Raw genomic sequence first — 21,161 nt, forward strand, 5'->3', positions numbered from 1 at the left:
GTGGACAGCCATACTTCCGAATTATGGCAGCAAATATTATCGATTATTCAAACCAAATTAAGCAAACCGAGCTTCGATACATGGTTTAAGGCTACGAAGGCATTAACTCTTAGCCAGCACGCCATTATCATCTCGGCACCTACAACGTTTGCCGTAGAATGGCTGGAAAGTCGCTACACCAAATTGGTAGGAGCTACGGTTTATGAAGTTACCGGACAACAGGTTGACGTCAAATTTGTGATTGAGGAGAACAAGCCCGTAGAGCCTGTAATCCAGCAAATGACGCCTTCTCCCGCAGTATCGCGTGAAGAAGCGCAGACTCATTTGCTTAATCCCAAATACACTTTCGATACGTTCGTTATCGGCTCCGGCAACCGGTTTGCGCATGCAGCCTCTCTGGCTGTAGCGGAAGCGCCTGCCAAAGCGTATAACCCCTTGTTTTTGTACGGCGGGGTGGGTCTCGGGAAGACTCATCTAATGCATGCCATCGGACACTACGTCCTGGAACATAACCCTAACAATAAGGTTATCTACATCTCGTCCGAGAAATTCACGAATGAATTCATCAACTCCATCCGTGACAACCGCGGTGAAAGCTTCCGTAACAAATACCGCAACGTTGACATTCTGCTGATTGACGATATTCAATTCCTGGCCGGCAAAGAGTCAACGCAGGAGGAATTTTTCCATACGTTTAACGCTCTTCATGAAGAACGCAAGCAAATTATTATCTCCAGCGACCGTCCCCCAAAGGAAATTCCCACTCTGGAAGAACGGCTTCGTTCCCGTTTTGAATGGGGACTCATAACCGATATTCAACCGCCTGATCTGGAGACGCGGATTGCCATTTTGCGCAAGAAAGCCAAAGCGGAGAACCTGGATATCCCCAATGAGGCCATGATGTACATCGCCAACCAGATCGATACGAACATTCGCGAGCTTGAGGGCGCATTGATCCGTGTTGTTGCCTATTCATCGCTTACCAACCAGGACGTGACCACTCATCTGGCAGCCGAAGCACTGAAGGATATCATTCCTTCCAGCCGGCCGAAGATGATCACCATGAACGATATTCAGCAGAAGGTCGGCGAATATTACAATTTGCGCATGGAAGATTTCAAGGCGCGCAAACGCACCAAAGCCGTAGCTTTTCCACGTCAAATCGCTATGTATCTCTCCCGTGAATTAACGGATTATTCGCTTCCCAAAATCGGAGAAGCTTTCGGGGGACGTGACCATACGACAGTTATACATGCCCATGAGAAGATTACGCAGCAATTAAAGGTAGACCAGGAGTTGTACAAAGTGGTAAATAATCTTGCGGAGAAAATTAAAAATCCTTCCTAAGAGGAACAAAGAGCCTATGCACAATCTATACACATGTGGATAGGCTTAATTTTATGCTGTTTCTGGGGTTATCCACATAAACGGCGCCCCTACTACTAATACTATTAAATAACTATAATAATTCATCTTCTAAGAGCAGGTTTCGAAGAGGACTTACGTACACCTATTTCCCAATTTTTCAGCTAGGAGTGAAATCATGAAAATCAGCATTCTTAAAAATGAACTCAACGAATCAATCGGGCACGTATCCAAGGCCATCTCCAGCAGAACCACGATCCCCATTCTGACCGGCATTAAGCTGGAGGTAAGCCATCAAGGCGTTACCCTGACTGCAAGTGATACGGACATTTCCATTCAGTCCTTCATACCTGCAGAGAACGATAGCCATACCATCGTAAAAGTGGAACAGCCAGGAAGCGTTGTGCTTCCAGCCAAATTTTTCGTCGAGATCATCAAGAAGCTTCCCTCCAAAGAAATTCACATGGAAGTCAAAGAGGGCTTTCAAACCTATATCTCTTCCGGTTCCACGGAGATTCAGATCGTCGGTCTTGACCCCGAGGAATTCCCGGTACTGCCCAGCATCGAGGAGAACGAAACGATCTCAATTCCAGGTGATTTGCTGAAAAATATGATTAAACAAACAGCATTCTCCATCTCCACCCAAGAGACAACGCCTATTCTGACAGGGATTCTGTGGAATCTGAGTGAGAATGAATTTAAATTTACAGCTACCGACCGCCACCGTCTGGCCACAAGAGCTGCGCATCTGGAAGGGACCGAGAATGTCCAATTCGCCAACATCGTCATTGCCGGCAAAACGCTGAATGAGTTAAGCAAAATCATTCCGGACCAGAATATGCTGGTGGATATTGTCGTGGCCGATAATCAGGTGCTCTTCAAAATCGACAAGGTGCTGTTCTATTCGCGGATTTTGGATGGAATTTATCCGGATACTTCTAGAATTATTCCGACCAACTACAAAACAGAACTAACTTTGGATACAAAAAAACTCAGCGAATCAATTGACCGCGCTTATTTGCTGTCCCGTGAAGAAAAAACAAACATTGTCCGTATGCAGACACTGGAAAACGGCGACGTTGAGATCTCTTCCAGCTCGTCAGAGCTGGGGAAGGTCCGTGAAGAACTGGAAGTGCTTGATTTCAAAGGCGAGCCGCTCAAAATCTCCTTCAACTCCAAATATATGCTCGATGTCCTGAAAGTTGTCGAAAGCGAGCAGCTTGTCATCGCCTTCACCGGTATGATGAGTCCGATTATTCTTAGACCGCTGGATGACAGCCGCAGTCTGTATGTCATTCTGCCGTACCGCACAACAAATTAAACGCCGCTGTTCACGGACCTGTGGATAAGTGGCGGAAAGGATAAAAAACATGAAAAAAATACTTATCCACAGTGGATATATTAAGCTGGACCAGTTCTTGAAGCTTTCGGATTGCGTATCCACAGGCGGCATGGCGAAGGCGCTGCTGCAGGAAGGCTACGTGAAGGTTAACGGGGAAAAAGAAGAACGACGTGGCAGAAAGCTTTATCCGGGTGATACAATAGAGGTTCAGGACAACGGCGCATTCGAGATTGAAGGCGGCGGAATAAAAGAGTAGTTCACCCAAGGAGGCAGAGGTTCGTGTTTGTTAAAAATATCGGTCTGCAGCATTACCGTAACTACGGGCTGCTGCGTCTGGAGAACCTGGGCGATGTGAACCTGATTCTCGGTCAGAATGCCCAGGGCAAAACAAACCTCATGGAGGCTCTGTTCGTCCTGGCGATGACCAAGAGCCACCGTACCTCGAAGGACCGGGAACTCATTTCTTTTGATGCTCCCGGAGGATCCGCGCAAATTGTTGCCGAGGTGGAACGTAAATATGGCGATTTGAAGCTGGAGCTAACCTTGTCCGCCCAAGGCAAAAAAGCCAGAATCAACGGGCTGGAACAGCGCAGGCTCAGTGAATTCGTCGGCTCGCTCAACGTGGTGATGTTCGCTCCGGAAGATCTGGAGATCGTCAAAGGGACACCTGGAATACGGCGCCGGTTTCTTGATATGGAGATTGGCCAGGTGCAGCCAAGTTATCTTTTCCATCTGCAGCAATACCAGAAGGTGCTTCTGCAAAGAGGCAATCTGCTGAAGCAGCTATGGGGTAAAGAAGCAGCAGGCAAGGAGCTGTTGGACATATGGGATGCCCAACTTATAGAGCATGGTGTTAAAATCGTCAAAAAAAGGAAACAATTCATAAAGAAGCTGCAAATCTGGGCAGAGAGCATTCACCGGGGCATTACGAACGGCGGGGAAGAGCTGAAATTGCTGTACGTCCCCTCTTTCGGCGAGCGGGACGAGGAAGATGAAGCTGTCTTATTAGACAAATTTATGTTAAAGTTATCACAAACAAGAGATCAGGAAATTAGGCGCGGCATGACGCTGACGGGTCCCCATCGGGATGACCTGTCCTTTTTTATCAACGGAAGAGAAGCTCAGGTCTACGGTTCTCAGGGGCAGCAGCGCACGGCAGCTTTATCGCTCAAGCTGGCGGAAATCGAACTGATCCATGAAGAAATCGGGGAGTACCCTGTGCTGCTTCTTGATGATGTTTTGTCCGAGCTTGATCCTTACCGCCAGACTCAGCTTATAGAAACCTTTCAAAGCAAGGTACAAACCTTCATCACTGCCACCGGTGTGGAAAGTTTAAGTGCCGATAAATTAAAAGGCGCAAGCCTATACCATGTTCATGATGGAAAAGTGGAGTTATAAAGAGCGGAGGAAGAGAATGTATATTCATTTGGGCGGAGAAAAGATTATTCGATCCTCAGAGCTGATTGCTATATTTGATATATCAATTGAGAAGTCCTCGAAGGTGTCGAAGCAGTTCATTGTTCATTCCCAGCAGGATAAAAAACTGGAACGAATCGGTGAAGAGGAAGCGAAGTCCATTGTCGTGACCAAAAATACTGTGTACTACTCCCCTATTTCCTCCTCCACTCTCAAAAAAAGAGCCAAAATCTTGTTGGAAATATAAGCTTTTCAGGTTACAAGAGATAATCAGAAAGAAGTAGGTGAAGGCATGTCAATGAATCAACCGACATATGATGAGAGCCAGATTCAGGTACTGGAAGGGCTGGAAGCTGTTCGGAAACGTCCCGGCATGTACATTGGCTCCACTAGCGCTAAAGGTCTGCATCATTTGGTTTGGGAGGTCGTCGATAACAGTATCGATGAGGCGCTGGCAGGTTTTTGCGACCGGATTCAAGTGATGATTCATGAAGATAACAGTGTGACCGTTATTGATAACGGACGGGGTATCCCTGTCGGTGAGAACGTGAAGCTGAAGAAATCGACACTTGAGGTTGTAATGACTGTCCTGCATGCCGGTGGTAAATTCGGCGGTGGCGGATATAAGGTTTCGGGCGGTCTTCACGGTGTAGGGATATCGGTTGTGAACGCATTATCCGAGAAGGTAGTTGTAACCGTCAAACGTGACGGCCACGTCTACCAGCAGGAATACAGACGCGGTGCACCGCAATATGATATCAAGATTATCGGAGATTCCGACGAGACGGGTACCACTACAACCTTTCATCCAGACTCGGAGATTTTCACCGAAACGACAGTCTTCGAATACAACACGCTCCTTACCCGTATCCGCGAGCTGGCGTTCCTTAACAAGGGAATCGAGCTTTCACTGCTGGATGAGCGGACGGGGGTTTCCAATACCTTCAAATACGATGGCGGTATCGTAGAATATGTGAAATATTTGAACGAGAAAAAAGAGGCGCTTCATGAAGATCCGATCTACGTGGAAGGCTCACGGGATATGATTGCGGTTGAAGTAGCTCTGCAATATAACGATTCGTACACAGAGAACATTTACTCTTTTGCCAACAATATCAATACACATGAAGGCGGAACACATGAATCCGGCTTTAAGAGTGCATTGACACGGATCATCAATGATTATGCCCGCAAGACCGGCGTGATCAAGGACAGCAGCAACAATCTGACCGGAGATGACGTTCGTGAAGGATTGACGGCGATTATTTCCGTGAAAATTCCTGAGCCGCAATTCGAAGGGCAAACGAAGACCAAGCTCGGCAACAGTGAAGTCCGCGGGATTGTAGAATCCCTGTTCGGTGAGAAGCTGCAGGAATTCCTGGAAGAGAACCCTGCAGTTTCCCGGCGGGTGCTGGAGAAGTCACTGCAGGCTTCACGTGCCCGTGAGGCTGCCCGCAAAGCCCGTGAACTGACCCGCCGCAAGAGCGCTCTTGAAGTCAGTGCCTTGCCGGGTAAGCTGGCAGACTGCTCATCCAAGGACGCTTCGATCAGTGAGCTGTATATCGTCGAAGGTGACTCTGCCGGTGGATCAGCCAAGCAGGGCCGGGACCGTCACTTCCAGGCGATTCTGCCATTGCGCGGTAAAATCCTGAACGTAGAGAAAGCACGGCTTGACCGTATCCTATCCAATGCCGAAATCCGGGCGATTATTACTGCTCTGGGAACCGGGATCAGCGAGGACTTCGATCTGTCCAAGGCGCGTTATCACAAGGTTGTTATTATGACTGATGCGGACGTCGACGGAGCCCATATCCGGACTCTGCTGTTGACCTTCTTCTACCGCTACATGCGGAAGATTATCGAAGCTGGCTATATTTATATCGCCCAGCCGCCGCTGTTCAAAATTGAGCGCAACAAAGTCATCCGCTATGCTCAAAGTGAGAGAGAACGCGATGAGATCATTGCTACCTTTGGTGAGAATGTTAAGGTAAATGTTCAGCGCTACAAAGGTCTGGGAGAAATGAACGCCACTCAGCTTTGGGATACCACCATGGATCCTGAGAGCCGCATGATGCTGCAGGTAACGATTGATGATGCCATCTTGGCTGACGGAATTTTCGATACGCTGATGGGCGATAACGTTGAGCCGCGTCGCGAGTTCATTCAGGAACATGCCCAATCTGTTCGGAACCTTGATATTTAATCATATGCGCACACCGGTCCTCATACAGGGCTGAAGCATATGTTCTTAGCAAAGAACCTCCAGTTTCCTATTCCTTGGCGAATAGAAGCCGGAGGTTCTTTTGGTTAGGTAGTCTTTTGCTCAGGAGAGGGGTTACCGGCGGGAGACGGCTGTTTTTCTTCTCTTTAACCGTCCATACGCCACAGCATAACGATGAATTTTGCGGTAAACAGATTTGTCGTGAATTAATTTAAAGGCAATGATGGAGGGAAGGGTGTTCACTTCAAGCAGCCATACATCATGATGCTGATCCAGGGCGATATCAAGCCCGATTTCTTTAAGCCCAGGGTAGGCTGTTTCAAGCTGCATGGCAATTTTTACACCCAGGGATTTTAACGACTGAAGAGTGGATGCCATCTCTGCCGGGCTCATATGTTCTTTAAACAACGCATTGACGGTAAAGACACTGCCCCCATTATGATAATTGGTCACAATCTTTTGCGGAGCGGCGACTCTGCCCAGCATTCCGGTTGTTTCCCACCCTCCATCCGGTCTTTTTTGCGTTAGTACGCGCAAATCAAACGGGCGGTCAGCATGCCGGAGCAAATCAATTCCCTGTTGGATTAAGTAGGAACGTCCTCTAATCTTCGGCTTCAAAGCATTATGCAGTTCCTCCGTTGTGGAGAATGCTTCTGCCTCCAAACCATGACGCAAGATATACATTATTTTTTGTTCAACCGCGGCTTCACTGCTTCCAGTACCGTAATCCCCGTTGACCGGCTGCTGTCCGCTGGGACTTAAATTCACCATACGCTGCTCGGCTCGCATCACACCATTCCCATAAGTCCCGCGGTCAGGTTTTATATATACCGTCCCGTAGGTTTCGAGCAATTCGTTAAGAGCGGCCAAACTGTACTTTCGTGTTTCCGGGATGAAGATTGCCAGTAGGCGGTTTTGCAGGATAACTTTAGTTTTTGCCCATTTGCTGGAGACCCGTTGAATCCTCATTATCTTCCTCCTTTAAAAGTTTTGTGAGCGTAACAGCATTGAATTCTCCTCGTACAAAACTTGCTCCGAAAGCATAAACTTAAAGTTTTGTGGGTTGATCTGAGTGATGAATCTGGAAAGCTGAAATTTTAGGACAAGCTAACTAAACAATGTTATAATATAAGGATATGGGGTTATGTCTTTTTGGACAAAACCAGGGCCATATAACCAATCTTCTTGTCTTTACAGTCTATGTAACGAAGACATTGGCGGAAAGGGCATTTACCCCTGACTGTGCCAAAAGAAATGAATATAGAAGATATAAATCTATAGTGTTTAATTGTGCTGCTTTTGTGAAAGTAATATAATAAAGGGTAGCGGTTTTTAACTGAAGGAGGTCCAGCAACTCATGGCTGAACAAAATAACCCGCAAATCAAAGATCGGGACATTGGTGAGGAAATGCGCGAATCCTTTATGGATTACGCAATGAGCATCATTGTAAGCCGGGCTTTGCCAGATGTGCGGGACGGACTCAAGCCTGTTCACCGACGCATTTTGTTTGCGATGTCGGAACTTGGAATGTCTCCGGATAAACCTCACAAGAAGTCAGCGAGAATCGTCGGTGAGGTTATCGGTAAGTATCATCCTCACGGGGACTCCGCTGTTTATGAGACGATGGTACGGATGGCGCAGGATTTCTCCATGCGCTACATGCTCGTAGACGGTCATGGGAACTTCGGTTCCATTGACGGAGATATGGCGGCAGCAATGCGGTATACCGAGGCACGCCTGTCCAAAATCGCCGGAGAAATGCTTCGCGATCTCAACAAGGAAACAGTTGATTTCGCACCTAACTATGACGGTGAAGAGAATGAACCTGTAGTTTTGCCTGCGCGTTATCCTAACCTGCTCGTTAACGGGGTATCCGGGATCGCTGTAGGGATGGCTACCAACATTCCTCCGCATAATCTGGGTGAAGTCATTGATGGCGTACAGGCGATGATCAGGAATCCAGAGATCACACCTATGGAGCTTATGGAATATATTCAAGGGCCGGATTTCCCTACAGCGGGCTATATTTTGGGCCGTGAAGGTATTCGCCAAGCTTACCGTACAGGACGCGGATCAGTTACGATGCGTGCTAAAGCAACCATTGAGGAGAACAATGGTAAAGCGCGGATCATTGTGCATGAACTGCCTTATCAGGTCAACAAAGCGAGATTGGTTGAAAAGATTGCAGAATTGGTACGTGAGAAACGGATCGAGGGAATAACTGATCTTCGTGATGAATCCGACCGTAACGGTATGCGCGTTGTAATTGAGATGCGGCGTGATGTCAATCCAAGTGTCGTACTCAATAACTTGTACAAACATACTGCCATGCAATCTACATTCGGTATCAATATGCTGGCTATTGTAGGCAACGAGCCGAAGATCCTGAATCTTCGCGACGTGCTGTATCACTACTTACAGCATCAAATCGAAGTTATCCGCCGGCGGACGATCTTTGATCTGAAGAAGGCTGAGGCACGGGCGCATATTCTGGAAGGTCTGCGTGTTGCACTGGATCATCTGGATGAGGTTATTGCGCTGATCAGGGCTTCCCGTACGACGGATATCGCCCGTGAAGGCTTGATGGAAACATTCAGCCTCAGTATTGAGCAGGCTCAAGCAATTCTCGATATGCGGATGCAGCGCCTGACCGGATTAGAACGGGAGAAAATTGAGAACGAGTATAATGAATTGCTAGTCAAGATTGCCGAGTATAAGGAAATTCTGGCCAATGAGCATCTCGTGCTGGATATCATCAGCAGCGAGCTTCAGGAAATCCGTGATAAATTTTCGGATGACCGCCGCACCGAAATCACTGTCGGCGAAGAAAGCATTCTTGACGAGGATCTGATCCCGCGTGAAGAGGTTGTCATTACGATTACGCATACCGGTTATATCAAACGTCTGCCGGTCAGCACGTATCGCAGCCAGAAGCGTGGAGGCCGCGGTGTGATCGGGATGGATACCAAGGATGAGGATTTCGTGGAGCATCTCTTCGTGAGTAATTCCCATAATTACCTCATGTTCTTTACCGATAAGGGCAAAGTGTACCGGATCAAGGCTTATGAGATTCCTGAGCTTGGACGTACTGCACGGGGGACGCCGATTATCAACCTGATTCAAATTGAACAGGGTGAGAAGATCAGTGCAGTCATTCAGGTAGAGGAAGCGGATAGCGACAAATACCTGTTCTTTGCTACCCGTGAAGGGATCGTGAAGAAAACGCCGCTTGAAGATTATAACAACATCCGCAAAGGCGGATTGATTGCCATTAATCTTCGTGAGGAAGACTCCTTGATCGAAGTTAAGCTGACAGACGGAGAGCAGAATCTGATTATCGGTACTGCCCGCGGCATGTCTATTACCTTCTCCGAGAACGATGTACGTTCTATGGGCCGCAGTGCAACAGGGGTCAAAGGGATTAACTTGGACGACAATGACCATGTGATCGGAATGGACTGCGTGGACAAGGAGCTTGAGGTGTTGATCGTAACGACTAAGGGTTACGGCAAACGTACACCTGCCAGCGACTATCGTTCACAAACCCGTGGCGGTAAGGGAATCAAGACCATTAATCTTACGGATAAGAATGGACCGGTTGTTGGCTTGAAGGTTGTTAAGAAAGACGAAGACCTGATGATCATTACAACGAGCGGAACCTTGATTCGTACGAGTATGGATGGGATTTCTACCATGGGCCGTTATGCGCAGGGCGTTAAGCTGATTAATATCCGTGAGGATGATGCAGTAGCCACCCTTTGCAGAGCCGATAAGAATGAGGAAGACGAATTGTCCGAACTCGAGGACGGCGAAGAGAGCCAGGTTACAGCAATAGATGAAACTGCTGAAGCCGCTGAGCCTGAAATGGACGCCGGCAATGACGAGGATATTCTCGAATAGCACCCTATAAAGAGAGCACAGGCTTCTTATAAGAAGCCCGTGCTCTTTTTGCTTTTAAATATAATTTTTATGGATTGCCGATACACTATCTAGCCGCTTGCAACTATCCATACTATAATTAGAGAATCAAGTACTCCGGTGCTGCCTGGCGGCACACCAGTTAGCCGGTAATGTTCAGTCTCTATATAGAGCAGCATTCCTGAGCGCAAGTGTCATGAAGTAGAGGGGCTGAGTGGATGCCAAATATATCCGTAGCAGAAGTTAAACCAGGTTCAAAAATTATCAAAGATGTAGTTACCCCTTTAGGAGGAGTATTATTTCCCAAGGGAAAAATAATACTGCCACGCGACATTGAGATTCTGCAGGCTTTTTTAATTCAACAGGTGGAGATTGAAGGCAACCAGGGAGAGGCTGTACCTGCTGAAAATGTTAAAGCAGCCGCGAAGACGTTGCCAGTCAAGGCAGGAACACTCATTAATGAGTCAGTGCTGGCCAAGAGCAATTCCTCTTTACATGATGAATATGAGAAGATGCTGATTTTGATTAAGCAGAGCTACCGTTCTGTTGCTGCTGCCTCGATACCCATTTTTGAATTACGGAGTCAGTTGGAAGCATTGATCGACAATTTAAAAGATTATCATGTCTTGAAGTTTGCTCCACGGATTCTGCAGGATGAAGATTATAACTATCACAATGCAGTGCTGTCGGCATTAACCTGTTATAAAATAGCCCAGTGGTGCGGATATCCGCAGAAAGACTGGATGCAGGCCGCATTTGCCGGTTTGCTGCATGATATCGGTAACGTTAAAGTAGATGGGGCACTGCTGCACAAGCCGACTCCGCTGAACGGAGCTGAATTAGAAGAAGTCCGCAGGCATACCACTTATGGATACCAGCTGCTGAGAAATGTTACAGCTATTAACGAAGGGGTTAGACTTGCAGCACTTCAGCATCACGAAAAAATAGACGGTACTGGTTATCCGCTCCATCTGGAGGGCAGCCAGATTCATATCTACGCCAAGATCGTTGCTGTGGCTGATATCTTTCATGCTATGACCCTGGAGAAGGCATACAGAAAGGCTCAATCGCCTTATCTGGTATTGGAGCAGCTACAGACCGAAAGCTTCGGTAAGCTGGATCCGGTTATCGTTCAAACCTTTATTCAGAAAACAACAGATCTCTACAATGGCACAAGAATACGATTAAGCGACGGACGTCATGGAGAGATTATCTTTACAGACCGCAGCAACCCTACACGCCCTATGATCCAGGTGGAGGGAAAGATCGTCAACCTGATGATGGAACGTGAGCTATACATTCAGGAGATCATTGCCTAACCCAAGGGATGAGTCCAACGAAAGCTTTGTTATCGCCCTTTAAGCTGGTGCCTTTGCAGTAGGGGGCGGTACAAGCTGTATACTCCAGAAAGAATTTTATAAATAATGCTTGCAATGCAGACCTATACATGATATATTCTATTTCTGGCCGCGAAACATCAACGCCTGGCTCGGAAAAGAAGTTAAAAAAAGAGCTTGCATTGATCGGCTGAATGTGATATATTATAAGAGTTGCTGGTGACGAGATAATCGGCACTGACAACGAGCTTGATCTTTGAAAACTGAACAACGAGTGAGTATGGAAATCACGCAAGTGAGATCCAAAACTGATGAGTTTCACAGCGTATTTATACGCTTTAGAAATTTCATCGTGAGAATGTAAATTCTCGTCAGATGTTTCAAATTGAGCAATCGCTCTTTCTAAATACCAATTTGGAGAGTTTGATCCTGGCTCAGGACGAACGCTGGCGGCGTGCCTAATACATGCAAGTCGAGCGGAGTTATGAAGGAGCTTGCTCTGGATTAACTTAGCGGCGGACGGGTGAGTAACACGTAGGCAACCTACCTCTTTGACTGGGATAACTACCGGAAACGGTAGCTAATACCGGATAATTCCTTTGTTCACATGGACGAAGGATGAAAGGCGGAGCAATCTGCTACAAGGAGATGGGCCTGCGGCGCATTAGCTAGTTGGTGGGGTAACGGCTCACCAAGGCGACGATGCGTAGCCGACCTGAGAGGGTGAACGGCCACACTGGGACTGAGACACGGCCCAGACTCCTACGGGAGGCAGCAGTAGGGAATCTTCCGCAATGGGCGAAAGCCTGACGGAGCAACGCCGCGTGAGTGATGAAGGTTTTCGGATCGTAAAGCTCTGTTGCCAGGGAAGAACGTCCGGTAGAGTAACTGCTACCGGAGTGACGGTACCTGAGAAGAAAGCCCCGGCTAACTACGTGCCAGCAGCCGCGGTAATACGTAGGGGGCAAGCGTTGTCCGGAATTATTGGGCGTAAAGCGCGCGCAGGCGGCTATTTAAGTCTGGTGTTTAAACCTTGGGCTCAACCTGAGGTCGCACTGGAAACTGGGTGGCTTGAGTACAGAAGAGGAAAGTGGAATTCCACGTGTAGCGGTGAAATGCGTAGATATGTGGAGGAACACCAGTGGCGAAGGCGACTTTCTGGGCTGTAACTGACGCTGAGGCGCGAAAGCGTGGGGAGCAAACAGGATTAGATACCCTGGTAGTCCACGCCGTAAACGATGAGTGCTAGGTGTTAGGGGTTTCGATACCCTTGGTGCCGAAGTTAACACAGTAAGCACTCCGCCTGGGGAGTACGGTCGCAAGACTGAAACTCAAAGGAATTGACGGGGACCCGCACAAGCAGTGGAGTATGTGGTTTAATTCGAAGCAACGCGAAGAACCTTACCAGGTCTTGACATCCCTCTGAATCCACTAGAGATAGTGGCGGCCTTCGGGACAGAGGAGACAGGTGGTGCATGGTTGTCGTCAGCTCGTGTCGTGAGATGTTGGGTTAAGTCCCGCAACGAGCGCAACCCTTGACTTTAGTTGCCAGCAGGTAAGGCTGGGCACTCTAGAGTGACTGCCGGTGACAAACCGGAGGAAGGTGGGGATGACGTCAAATCATCATGCCCCTTATGACCTGGGCTACACACGTACTACAATGGCCGGTACAACGGGAAGCGAAGCCGCGAGGTGGAGCCAATCCCAGCAAAGCCGGTCTCAGTTCGGATTGCAGGCTGCAACTCGCCTGCATGAAGTCGGAATTGCTAGTAATCGCGGATCAGCATGCCGCGGTGAATACGTTCCCGGGTCTTGTACACACCGCCCGTCACACCACGAGAGTTTACAACACCCGAAGTCGGTGGGGTAACCCGCAAGGGAGCCAGCCGCCGAAGGTGGGGTAGATGATTGGGGTGAAGTCGTAACAAGGTAGCCGTATCGGAAGGTGCGGCTGGATCACCTCCTTTCTATGGAGAATCGTTTCCTGCAACGGAAACATTCAAATCGGAAGCTTAGCTTCCAAAACTCAGGTTTAGGCCTGTTACTCACTCGTTGGTCAGTTTTGAGAGTTTAAGCTCTCAAGTAGTACCTTGATCCTTGAAAACTGGATACCGAAACGAATTTGCGTTTTAGAACATCTTTTAGCTGAAACTTGTGTAAACAAGTTTTAATTATAGCGATGCTAGCGATTTTCCTAACGGAAAACGCATTGGTTAAGCTAATAAGAGCACACGGAGGATGCCTAGGCGCCAGGAGCCGACGAAGGACGTGGCGAACAACGAAACTGCCTCGGGGAGCTGTAAGCAAGCTTTGATCCGGGGGTGTCCGAATGGGGAAACCCAGCTGTGGTAATTCGCAGTTACTTCTCTCTGAATACATAGGAGAGATAGAGGCAGACCAGGGGAACTGAAACATCTAAGTACCCTGAGGAAGAGAAAACAATAGTGATTCCGTCAGTAGCGGCGAGCGAACGCGGAACAGCCTAAACCAAGGGGCAAGCCCCTTGGGGTTGTGGGACGTCTCACATGGAGTTACAAAGGAATATGGTAGGCGAAGAGGTCTGGAAAGGCCCGCGATAGAGGTAAAAGCCCTGTAGCCTAAACTGTGTTCTCTCCGAGACGGATCCCGAGTAGTGCGGGGCACGTGAAACCCCGTATGAATCCAGCAGGACCATCTGCTAAGGCTAAATACTACCTGGCGACCGATAGTGAAACAGTACCGTGAGGGAAAGGTGAAAAGCACCCCGGAAGGGGAGTGAAATAGAACCTGAAACCGTGTGCTTACAAAAAGTCAGAGCCCGATCTAGGGGTGATGGCGTGCCTTTTGTAGAATGAACCGGCGAGTTACGTTTAACATGCAAGGTTAAGGTGAGAAGCCGGAGCCGCAGCGAAAGCGAGTCTGAATAGGGCGACTTAAGTATGTGGACGTAGACCCGAAACCGTGTGATCTACCCCTGTCCAGGGTGAAGGTGCGGTAACACGCACTGGAGGCCCGAACCCACGTATGTTGAAAAATGCGGGGATGAGGTGGGGGTAGCGGAGAAATTCCAATCGAACTCGGAGATAGCTGGTTCTCCCCGAAATAGCTTTAGGGCTAGCCTCGGTGAATGGAGTGGTGGAGGTAGAGCACTGATTGGGTGCGGGGCCCGCAAGGGTTACCAAGCTCAGTCAAACTCCGAATGCCATTAACTTCTTGCCGGGAGTCAGACAGTGAGTGCTAAGATCCATTGTCAAAAGGGAAACAGCCCAGACCATCAGCTAAGGTCCCCAAGTGTGTGTTAAGTGGGAAAGGATGTGGAGTTGCACAGACAACCAGGATGTTGGCTTAGAAGCAGCCACCATTGAAAGAGTGCGTAATAGCTCACTGGTCGAGTGACTCTGCGCCGAAAATGTAACGGGGCTAAACACACCACCGAAGCTATGGCTAGATGCTTTGCATCTGGGGTAGGGGAGCGTTGTATGTGGGTTGAAGGTGTACCGTAAGGAGCGCTGGACAGCATACAAGTGAGAATGCCGGTATGAGTAACGAAAAGATCAGTGAGAATCTGATCCGCCGAAAGCCCAAGGTTTCCTGAGGAAGGCTCGTCCGCTCAGGGTAAGTCGGGACCTAAGGCGAGGCCGAAAGGCGTAGTCGAAGGACAACAGTTTGAAATTACTGTACCACCGTAATCCGCTATGAGCGATGGGGTGACGCAGGAGGGTAGTGACGCGGACTGATGGATGTCCGTCTAAGCAGTGAGGCTGGTGTGTAGGCAAATCCGCACACCGTTAAGGCTGGGCTGTGATGGGGAGCGAAAATTATAGTAGCGAAGGTCATGATCTCACACTGCCAAGAAAAGCCTCTAGCCAGGAGAAGGTGCCCGTACCGCAAACCGACACAGGTAGGCGAGAAGAGAATTCTAAGGCGCGCGGAAGAACTCTCGTTAAGGAACTCGGCAAAATGACCCCGTAACTTCGGGAGAAGGGGTGCCTCGGTAGGGTGAATAGCCCGAGGGGGCCGCAGTGAAAAGGCCCAAGCGACTGTTTAGCAAAAACACAGGTCTGTGCGAAGCCGCAAGGCGAAGTATACGGGCTGACGCCTGCCCGGTGCTGGAAGGTTAAGGGGAGCGGTTAGGAGTAATCCGAAGCTGTGAACCGAAGCCCCAGTAAACGGCGGCCGTAACTATAACGGTCCTAAGGTAGCGAAATTCCTTGTCAGGTAAATTCTGACCCGCACGAATGGCGTAACGACTTGGGCGCTGTCTCAACGAGAGATCCGGTGAAATTTTAATACCTGTGAAGATGCAGGTTACCCGCGACAAGACGGAAAGACCCCATGGAGCTTTACTGCAGCTTGATATTGAATTTGGGTACGATCTGTACAGGATAGGTGGGAGCCGTAGAGGCAGGAGCGCAAGCTTCTGCGGAGGCGCCGTTGGGATACCACCCTGATCGTATCTAGGTTCTAACCTAGTGCCCTAATCGGGTACGGGGACCGTGTCAGGCGGGCAGTTTGACTGGGGCGGTCGCCTCCTAAAGAGTAACGGAGGCGTTCAAAGGTTCCCTCAGAATGGTTGGAAATCATTCGAAGAGTGCAAAGGCATAAGGGAGCTTGACTGCGAGACCTACAAGTCGAGCAGGGACGAAAGTCGGACTTAGTGATCCGGTGGTACCGCATGGAAGGGCCATCGCTCAACGGATAAAAGCTACCCTGGGGATAACAGGCTTATCTCCCCCAAGAGTCCACATCGACGGGGAGGTTTGGCACCTCGATGTCGGCTCATCGCATCCTGGGGCTGAAGTAGGTCCCAAGGGTTGGGCTGTTCGCCCATTAAAGCGGTACGCGAGCTGGGTTCAGAACGTCGTGAGACAGTTCGGTCCCTATCTGTCGTGGGCGCAGGAAATTTGAGAGGAGCTGTCCTTAGTACGAGAGGACCGGGATGGACGTACCGCTGGTGCATCAGTTGTTCCGCCAGGAGCATGGCTGAGTAGCTACGTACGGACGGGATAAGCGCTGAAAGCATCTAAGCGTGAAGCCCCCCTCAAGATGAGATTTCCCAATCAGTAAGACCCCTTGAAGACGACGAGGTAGATAGGTTGGAGGTGGAAGTGCAGCAATGCATGGAGCTGACCAATACTAATCGGTCGAGGGCTTATCCAACAAATTAAGACGCAGATTCGTTTCGGATTCAGTTTTCAGGAATTAAGGTTCCTGAAGCATTTACGCTGTAAATGCCCGTTTGGTGGCGATAGCGGAGGGGTTCCACGCGTACCCATCCCGAACACGACCGTTAAGCCCTCCAGCGCCGATGGTACTTGGACCGAAGGGTCCTGGGAGAGTAGGACGCCGCCAAGCACACAAAGCCATTGTTGAGTTTCTCAACAGTGGCTTTTTTGTTATTTAGAGTGTAAGAGATAGGTATAGAGGAGCATATATTTATAAAACGCTTACAATGGAGTGACATTTTTGTTACCGAAGCCACAGCAGATCAAAGTATAATAGAAAAGTGCAAATATTAAGAAGAACCTTAATACGAATGAACTACTGATAAATTCTAAATTTGAATTTTCTTGCGTCTTTAGATGCATGGTAGAGGTAAGGAGGATTTAAGGTATGAAGCGAACCCGGCCCATGTGGATATTATTTATTGTTTCTATAGTTTGTGTAATGCTGGTTGGTTGCGGTACGAAAGAGCCTGCCTGGGATGCCTTTGAGGGTGCGCTTAACGAAAAAAGCTTTCCGGTACCTAAGGACGCCAGTTCTCCTGATCGGACCACTACCAATGTCGCTATGGATTATGTTCGTTATTCATTGCCCGGACTTAAAGAAAAGGATGGCGTAGCAGAGCCTTATTTGGAAGCCATCAAGGCTTGGGGATGGGAAGAACAACAGGATGATGACTCAGGAAGCTCGCGAGTCTTTGAAAAGGATGGACTCACAGTTCACCTAACGATCCATGATGACTATTTCGTTGTGATGATTCCGAAGGAGAAGAAAACATAGTTAAAGAGCTGGAGAGTAAATAAATAACCGCCGTCTATTAGGACGGCGGTTATTTATTGTAGTGTGAGCATTTCATAGCTGTATGTATGTGGCTTGTTGATTACTGAGAGTAATAAGAAACATCAGTGGATGTGAACTTAAGCATACCATTTTTCTCTTCACGATTTAGTCTCAGCAGCGTATAAAGACGGGGGAAGAGCACCCATAGATGACAGATGATCAAGGATACTGTAAATGCCGGCGGAGACCATACAATAAACAGCGCGGCGATGCACAGGCCGATCCAAAAGTTATGCATCTGCACTTTACGGAAGATACCATAGCTGATGTATTGATCAGGCATATAACCAAGCCATGGCAGGCGATAGGATAATCTCCACCGCTTGGCGATGGGATGCCCGGTAATGACCAGAACTGACCGCGAGATTACATATTGAATCCATATCACAACAGGTGCGGCAATAATCATGAACAGGATACTCCACCAGGAAAGGAACACTGTTTCCAGCACTACGAAAAAGAGGGGGAGCGCAATATATATCCGTAGCTTAACAGGCGTGAGATTAATCTTTTTGATAAGCTTGTATTGATAGAATGTGGCTGCGCCTTTGGTGTTAGGTTCCATAAAGAAAGGTTTGACCTCCTCACTTAGTTCTCATGTTACTAATATCGGCGAATGACAGCAATTTATTAAACTTCAGCATCAGGTTCACCTTTAGACAAATGACGGAATATATATATTATAAGCCTTGAAGGATAGGAAAAAACTATGAAAGGGTTTAAAATGATAGAAGGTGTAACATACTGTTCTTAAAAGAGTCAAGGTGGGATGGTAATGGAACAGCAACCCGGACAGCCCTGCATCATTTGCGGACAAGTGAAAGAGGAAGGTATTGTGATTGTCTCGCATTTCATTTGTGAGGATTGTGAGAGTGAAATGGTGCATACAGAGGCGGAAGATGCCAAATACCGTTTTTTTATTGGACGGATGAAGAAGATCGGATTGCAGAAGAACGCTTGAGCAGAACACAGGTATGGAATGAAGATGGGGTAAAAAGAGCAGGCGGTGGTTATGTGTCGCGTTGGCTGCATAAGAAGGCTTCAATATAACGGCTTCCCCGTCTTAAAGGGCGGGAGGAGCCGTTTTGTTGTTGTGAAGAGGCTTTTGTCCAGAATAATAGGCGTTTGCACATATTTGCGTTAAAATAGAAGGTAACCCCCAGGGAAGGAATAGATCATGAACAATTTACAGCCTGGCAGGGCACCTGTATACGAAATGTTGGAACAATATAGAGTAAAGGGTAATATATCTTATCATGTGCCGGGCCATAAGAATGGTGAGGCCTATAGCGGATTCGGGGGCGCAGGATATCTAAATGAGATCATGAAATACGATGTCACAGAGATTTCCGGAACAGATGACCTTCATCATCCTGAAGGGGTGATTAAGGAAGCACAGGAGCTGGCAGCGGACTGTTTTGGGGCGGAAGAGAGTTTTTTTCTCGTTGGCGGCAGCACTGCCGGTAATCTTGCCCTCATCCTGACGGTATGCCCCCAGCCGGGGATGACCATGATTCTGCAGCGCAATGTGCATAAATCGGTCATTCATGGACTAATGCTGGCAGGTGTCCAGGCAGTTTTTCTGGAGCCGCTGCTGGATACGGACAGCGGCCTTGCGGTCGCTCCTGCGGCTGAGACGGTGCAGGCTGCCTTGGCAGCCTACCCGGAAGCCGCAGCTGTGCTGGTCACCATGCCGAATTACTACGGCATGGGCAGCGACCTGGCGCCCCTCGCTCAGATCTGTCACGACAGCGGTGTTCCGCTGCTGGTTGACGAGGCGCATGGGGCGCACTACGGACAGCACCCCGAGCTGCCGGCCGGGGCGCTAATGTGCGGCGCGGACGGCGTAGTGCAGTCCACGCACAAGATGCTGCCCGCGCTCACCATGGGCGCCATGCTGCATGTGCAGGGCCCGCGGCTTGACCGCACCCTGCTTAGGCAGCGGCTCGCGATGGTGCAGAGCTCCAGCCCATCCTACCCCGTGATGGCTTCGCTCGATCTGGCCCGGCGGCTGGTGCACAGCCAGCGCGCAAATGCCTTCACGGCGGGGCTCGCCGCCGTAGACGTCCTGCGGCACGGCCTGGCGCAGCTGCCGCGTTATGGGCTGCTGCAGCCAGCGGTGCCGCTGCAGCCTTCCGGCGGTGCAGGCGCAGCCGCCGGCACGGGAACGCCGCCGCATAGCGGGGCGGCGTACAGCATGCAGGACCCCTTCAAGGCCGTCATTTATGACGCCGCCGGGGGCCTGGGGGGCTTCGAGCTGCAGCGCAGGCTCGAGGAGAAGGGCATCGTGCCGGAGATGAGCGATGCCCGGCACGTAGTGCTGGCCTTCAGCCTCGGCTCGAAGGCAGAAGATGCGGCAGCGCTGCTGTGCGCGCTGCAGGAGATTGGTGCGGACATGCCATGCCCGGTGCCGCAGGCATCTGGGGCTGCTGCTGGTCCGGCATCTGCGGTTTTTAAGGCTGCTGCGGACCAAGCACCTGCAGCAGCCTTCACTGACAGTCAGGCAGAGGGAAGCATAACTCCTCACAACAATAATTCCACGTGGAACAATTTCCCCACGTCTCTGATTTCTGATCCGGTTCCGTTTTCATTGCAGCCGGTGCTTGAAAGTGAAACAGAAAGCGTCCGCTTAGAATATAGTATAGGAAGAGTGGCGGCAGAGATGGTTATTCCTTATCCGCCGGGCATTCCACTGCTCTATCCGGGCGAAGCAATAACCGAAGCTATATGCAGCCGGCTGAGTGGTCTCAGTAAAGGCGGAGCCAAATTTCAGGCCTGCGCTGATCCGGTATTACAGCATATCAAGGTATACAACATTCAGAAGGGCGGAGAAGTATAAGTGGCACGAGAAGGTTTCTTCATTACTTTGGAGGGAGGCGATGGCTCGGGAAAAACAACAGTACTGGGCCGGGTGGCGGCATATTTGCAGAATCACTCCATGCCCTACCGGATTACGCGTGAACCCGGGGGGATTGAAATCGCCGAGAAGATCCGATCCATCATTCTGGATCCCGCCCATACTGCTATGGATGCCCGGACGGAAGCGCTGCTGTATGCAGCGGCAAGAAGCCAGCATCTGGCGGAAGTAGTTGAGCCTGCACTCAAGGACGGGATTACCGTGCTTTGTGACCGGTTCGTAGACAGCAGTCTCGTGTATCAGGGTTATGCGAGAGGACTTGGCATTGAAGAGGTCCGGAGCATTAACCGCTTTGCTATTGGGAACCGGATGCCGGATCTAACCTTTTATCTGGATGTGGACCCGCAGGTGGGGCTGTCACGGATCGCTGCCAATCAGGAACGGGAAGTGAACCGCCTTGATTTGGAAAACATGGCTTTTCACCAAAAGGTTCGTGAAGGGTATCAGCTCGTTATTGCATCAGATCCCCAGCGGATTGTTGTCCTTGATGCCAATCGTCCGATTCATATGGTTGAACAGGATATCGTTCGTACGCTGAAGGAGCGCATTTTAAAGGATTTTTAGCGCGCTTTGTCTAATATTACTTAGGTGTGAACTTATCA

14 protein-coding genes and 3 rRNA genes are annotated in these 21,161 nt (G+C 49.3%); 15 read left to right on the top strand and 2 right to left on the bottom strand.

Annotated features, from left to right (window positions below; all coding sequences use genetic code 11):
• The 6 genes from dnaA (at position 1) to gyrB (ending at position 6,326) form a co-directional block, all read left to right on the top strand.
• Positions 1-1,347, top strand: coding sequence for a chromosomal replication initiator protein DnaA (gene dnaA / locus NST07_RS00005; protein ID WP_038584283.1), 1,347 nt, complete (start codon positions 1-3; stop codon positions 1,345-1,347).
• 196 nt (positions 1,348-1,543) lie between these two features.
• Complete coding sequence (gene dnaN / locus NST07_RS00010) at positions 1,544-2,686, top strand: DNA polymerase III subunit beta (protein WP_038584286.1); 1,143 nt, start codon at positions 1,544-1,546, stop codon at positions 2,684-2,686.
• A 49-nt stretch (positions 2,687-2,735) separates the two neighbouring features.
• A complete protein-coding gene (yaaA, locus tag NST07_RS00015; protein ID WP_038584289.1) occupies positions 2,736-2,963 on the top strand; it encodes a S4 domain-containing protein YaaA in 228 nt (75 codons plus the stop codon).
• Between the two features lie 23 nt (positions 2,964-2,986).
• Positions 2,987-4,105: a DNA replication/repair protein RecF gene (recF, locus tag NST07_RS00020; RefSeq protein WP_341097486.1), complete on the top strand. Its 1,119-nt coding sequence runs from the start codon at positions 2,987-2,989 to the stop codon at positions 4,103-4,105.
• A 16-nt stretch (positions 4,106-4,121) separates the two neighbouring features.
• The gene (locus NST07_RS00025) at positions 4,122-4,370 is read left to right on the top strand and encodes an extracellular matrix/biofilm biosynthesis regulator RemA family protein (RefSeq protein ID WP_076114400.1); all 249 of its coding nucleotides are present in this window, start codon (positions 4,122-4,124) and stop codon (positions 4,368-4,370) included.
• A gap of 45 nt (positions 4,371-4,415) precedes the next feature.
• Entirely contained in the window at positions 4,416-6,326 is a 1,911-nt protein-coding gene (gene gyrB, locus NST07_RS00030; RefSeq protein WP_341097488.1) for a DNA topoisomerase (ATP-hydrolyzing) subunit B, read from the top strand.
• 132 nt (positions 6,327-6,458) lie between these two features.
• Here the strand turns inward: gyrB and NST07_RS00035 are convergent, their stop codons facing one another.
• Positions 6,459-7,313, bottom strand: coding sequence for a YheC/YheD family protein (locus NST07_RS00035; protein WP_342480900.1), 855 nt, complete (start codon positions 7,311-7,313; stop codon positions 6,459-6,461).
• A gap of 388 nt (positions 7,314-7,701) precedes the next feature.
• On the opposite strand from NST07_RS00035, the gene gyrA reads away from it, so the two are divergent.
• The 6 genes from gyrA (at position 7,702) to NST07_RS00065 (ending at position 17,582) form a co-directional block, all read left to right on the top strand.
• Complete coding sequence (gene gyrA, locus NST07_RS00040) at positions 7,702-10,245, top strand: DNA gyrase subunit A (protein WP_341097491.1); 2,544 nt, start codon at positions 7,702-7,704, stop codon at positions 10,243-10,245.
• A gap of 236 nt (positions 10,246-10,481) precedes the next feature.
• A complete protein-coding gene (locus NST07_RS00045) occupies positions 10,482-11,582 on the top strand; it encodes an HD-GYP domain-containing protein (RefSeq protein WP_341376977.1) in 1,101 nt (366 codons plus the stop codon).
• 429 nt (positions 11,583-12,011) lie between these two features.
• Positions 12,012-13,567, top strand: a 16S ribosomal RNA gene (locus NST07_RS00050).
• 244 nt (positions 13,568-13,811) lie between these two features.
• Positions 13,812-16,739, top strand: a 23S ribosomal RNA gene (locus tag NST07_RS00055).
• A gap of 78 nt (positions 16,740-16,817) precedes the next feature.
• A 5S ribosomal RNA gene (rrf, locus tag NST07_RS00060) occupies positions 16,818-16,934 on the top strand.
• The 16S, 23S and 5S rRNA genes sit together here, the layout of an rRNA operon.
• 258 nt (positions 16,935-17,192) lie before the next feature.
• Entirely contained in the window at positions 17,193-17,582 is a 390-nt protein-coding gene (locus tag NST07_RS00065) for a hypothetical protein (RefSeq protein ID WP_341089002.1), read from the top strand.
• A 100-nt stretch (positions 17,583-17,682) separates the two neighbouring features.
• Here NST07_RS00065 and NST07_RS00070 read toward each other — a convergent pair whose 3' ends face one another.
• Complete coding sequence (locus NST07_RS00070; RefSeq protein WP_076113617.1) at positions 17,683-18,207, bottom strand: hypothetical protein; 525 nt, start codon at positions 18,205-18,207, stop codon at positions 17,683-17,685.
• Between the two features lie 210 nt (positions 18,208-18,417).
• Here NST07_RS00070 and NST07_RS00075 point away from each other — a divergent pair, with 210 nt between their 5' ends.
• From NST07_RS00075 to tmk, 3 genes are all read left to right on the top strand, one after another.
• Positions 18,418-18,603: a sigma factor G inhibitor Gin gene (locus NST07_RS00075; RefSeq protein WP_038584317.1), complete on the top strand. Its 186-nt coding sequence runs from the start codon at positions 18,418-18,420 to the stop codon at positions 18,601-18,603.
• Positions 18,604-18,819: 216 nt separating this feature from the next.
• Entirely contained in the window at positions 18,820-20,481 is a 1,662-nt protein-coding gene (locus NST07_RS00080) for an aminotransferase class I/II-fold pyridoxal phosphate-dependent enzyme (RefSeq protein WP_341089004.1), read from the top strand.
• Positions 20,482-21,123 carry a dTMP kinase gene (gene tmk / locus NST07_RS00085; protein WP_341089005.1) on the top strand — a complete coding sequence of 214 codons (642 nt, stop codon included), beginning with the start codon at positions 20,482-20,484 and terminating at the stop codon, positions 21,121-21,123.
• Positions 21,124-21,161: the final 38 nt, after the last annotated feature.

Origin of the sequence: Paenibacillus sp. FSL L8-0340, assembly GCF_038593145.1 — a bacterium.
Taxonomy (GTDB): domain Bacteria; phylum Bacillota; class Bacilli; order Paenibacillales; family Paenibacillaceae; genus Paenibacillus_AQ.

Excerpts from the sequence above, each read along its gene's own strand:
- dnaN (WP_038584286.1), top strand. The coding sequence starts at position 1,544 with ATGAAAATCAGCATTCTTAAAAATGAACTCAACGAATCAATCGGGCAC.
- yaaA (WP_038584289.1), top strand. The coding sequence starts at position 2,736 with ATGAAAAAAATACTTATCCACAGTGGATATATTAAGCTGGACCAGTTC.
- NST07_RS00025 (WP_076114400.1), top strand. The coding sequence starts at position 4,122 with ATGTATATTCATTTGGGCGGAGAAAAGATTATTCGATCCTCAGAGCTG.
- gyrB (WP_341097488.1), top strand. The coding sequence starts at position 4,416 with ATGTCAATGAATCAACCGACATATGATGAGAGCCAGATTCAGGTACTG.
- NST07_RS00035 (WP_342480900.1), bottom strand. The coding sequence starts at position 7,313 with ATGAGGATTCAACGGGTCTCCAGCAAATGGGCAAAAACTAAAGTTATC.
- gyrA (WP_341097491.1), top strand. The coding sequence starts at position 7,702 with ATGGCTGAACAAAATAACCCGCAAATCAAAGATCGGGACATTGGTGAG.
- NST07_RS00045 (WP_341376977.1), top strand. The coding sequence starts at position 10,482 with ATGCCAAATATATCCGTAGCAGAAGTTAAACCAGGTTCAAAAATTATC.
- NST07_RS00065 (WP_341089002.1), top strand. The coding sequence starts at position 17,193 with ATGAAGCGAACCCGGCCCATGTGGATATTATTTATTGTTTCTATAGTT.
- NST07_RS00070 (WP_076113617.1), bottom strand. The coding sequence starts at position 18,207 with ATGGAACCTAACACCAAAGGCGCAGCCACATTCTATCAATACAAGCTT.
- NST07_RS00075 (WP_038584317.1), top strand. The coding sequence starts at position 18,418 with ATGGAACAGCAACCCGGACAGCCCTGCATCATTTGCGGACAAGTGAAA.
- NST07_RS00080 (WP_341089004.1), top strand. The coding sequence starts at position 18,820 with ATGAACAATTTACAGCCTGGCAGGGCACCTGTATACGAAATGTTGGAA.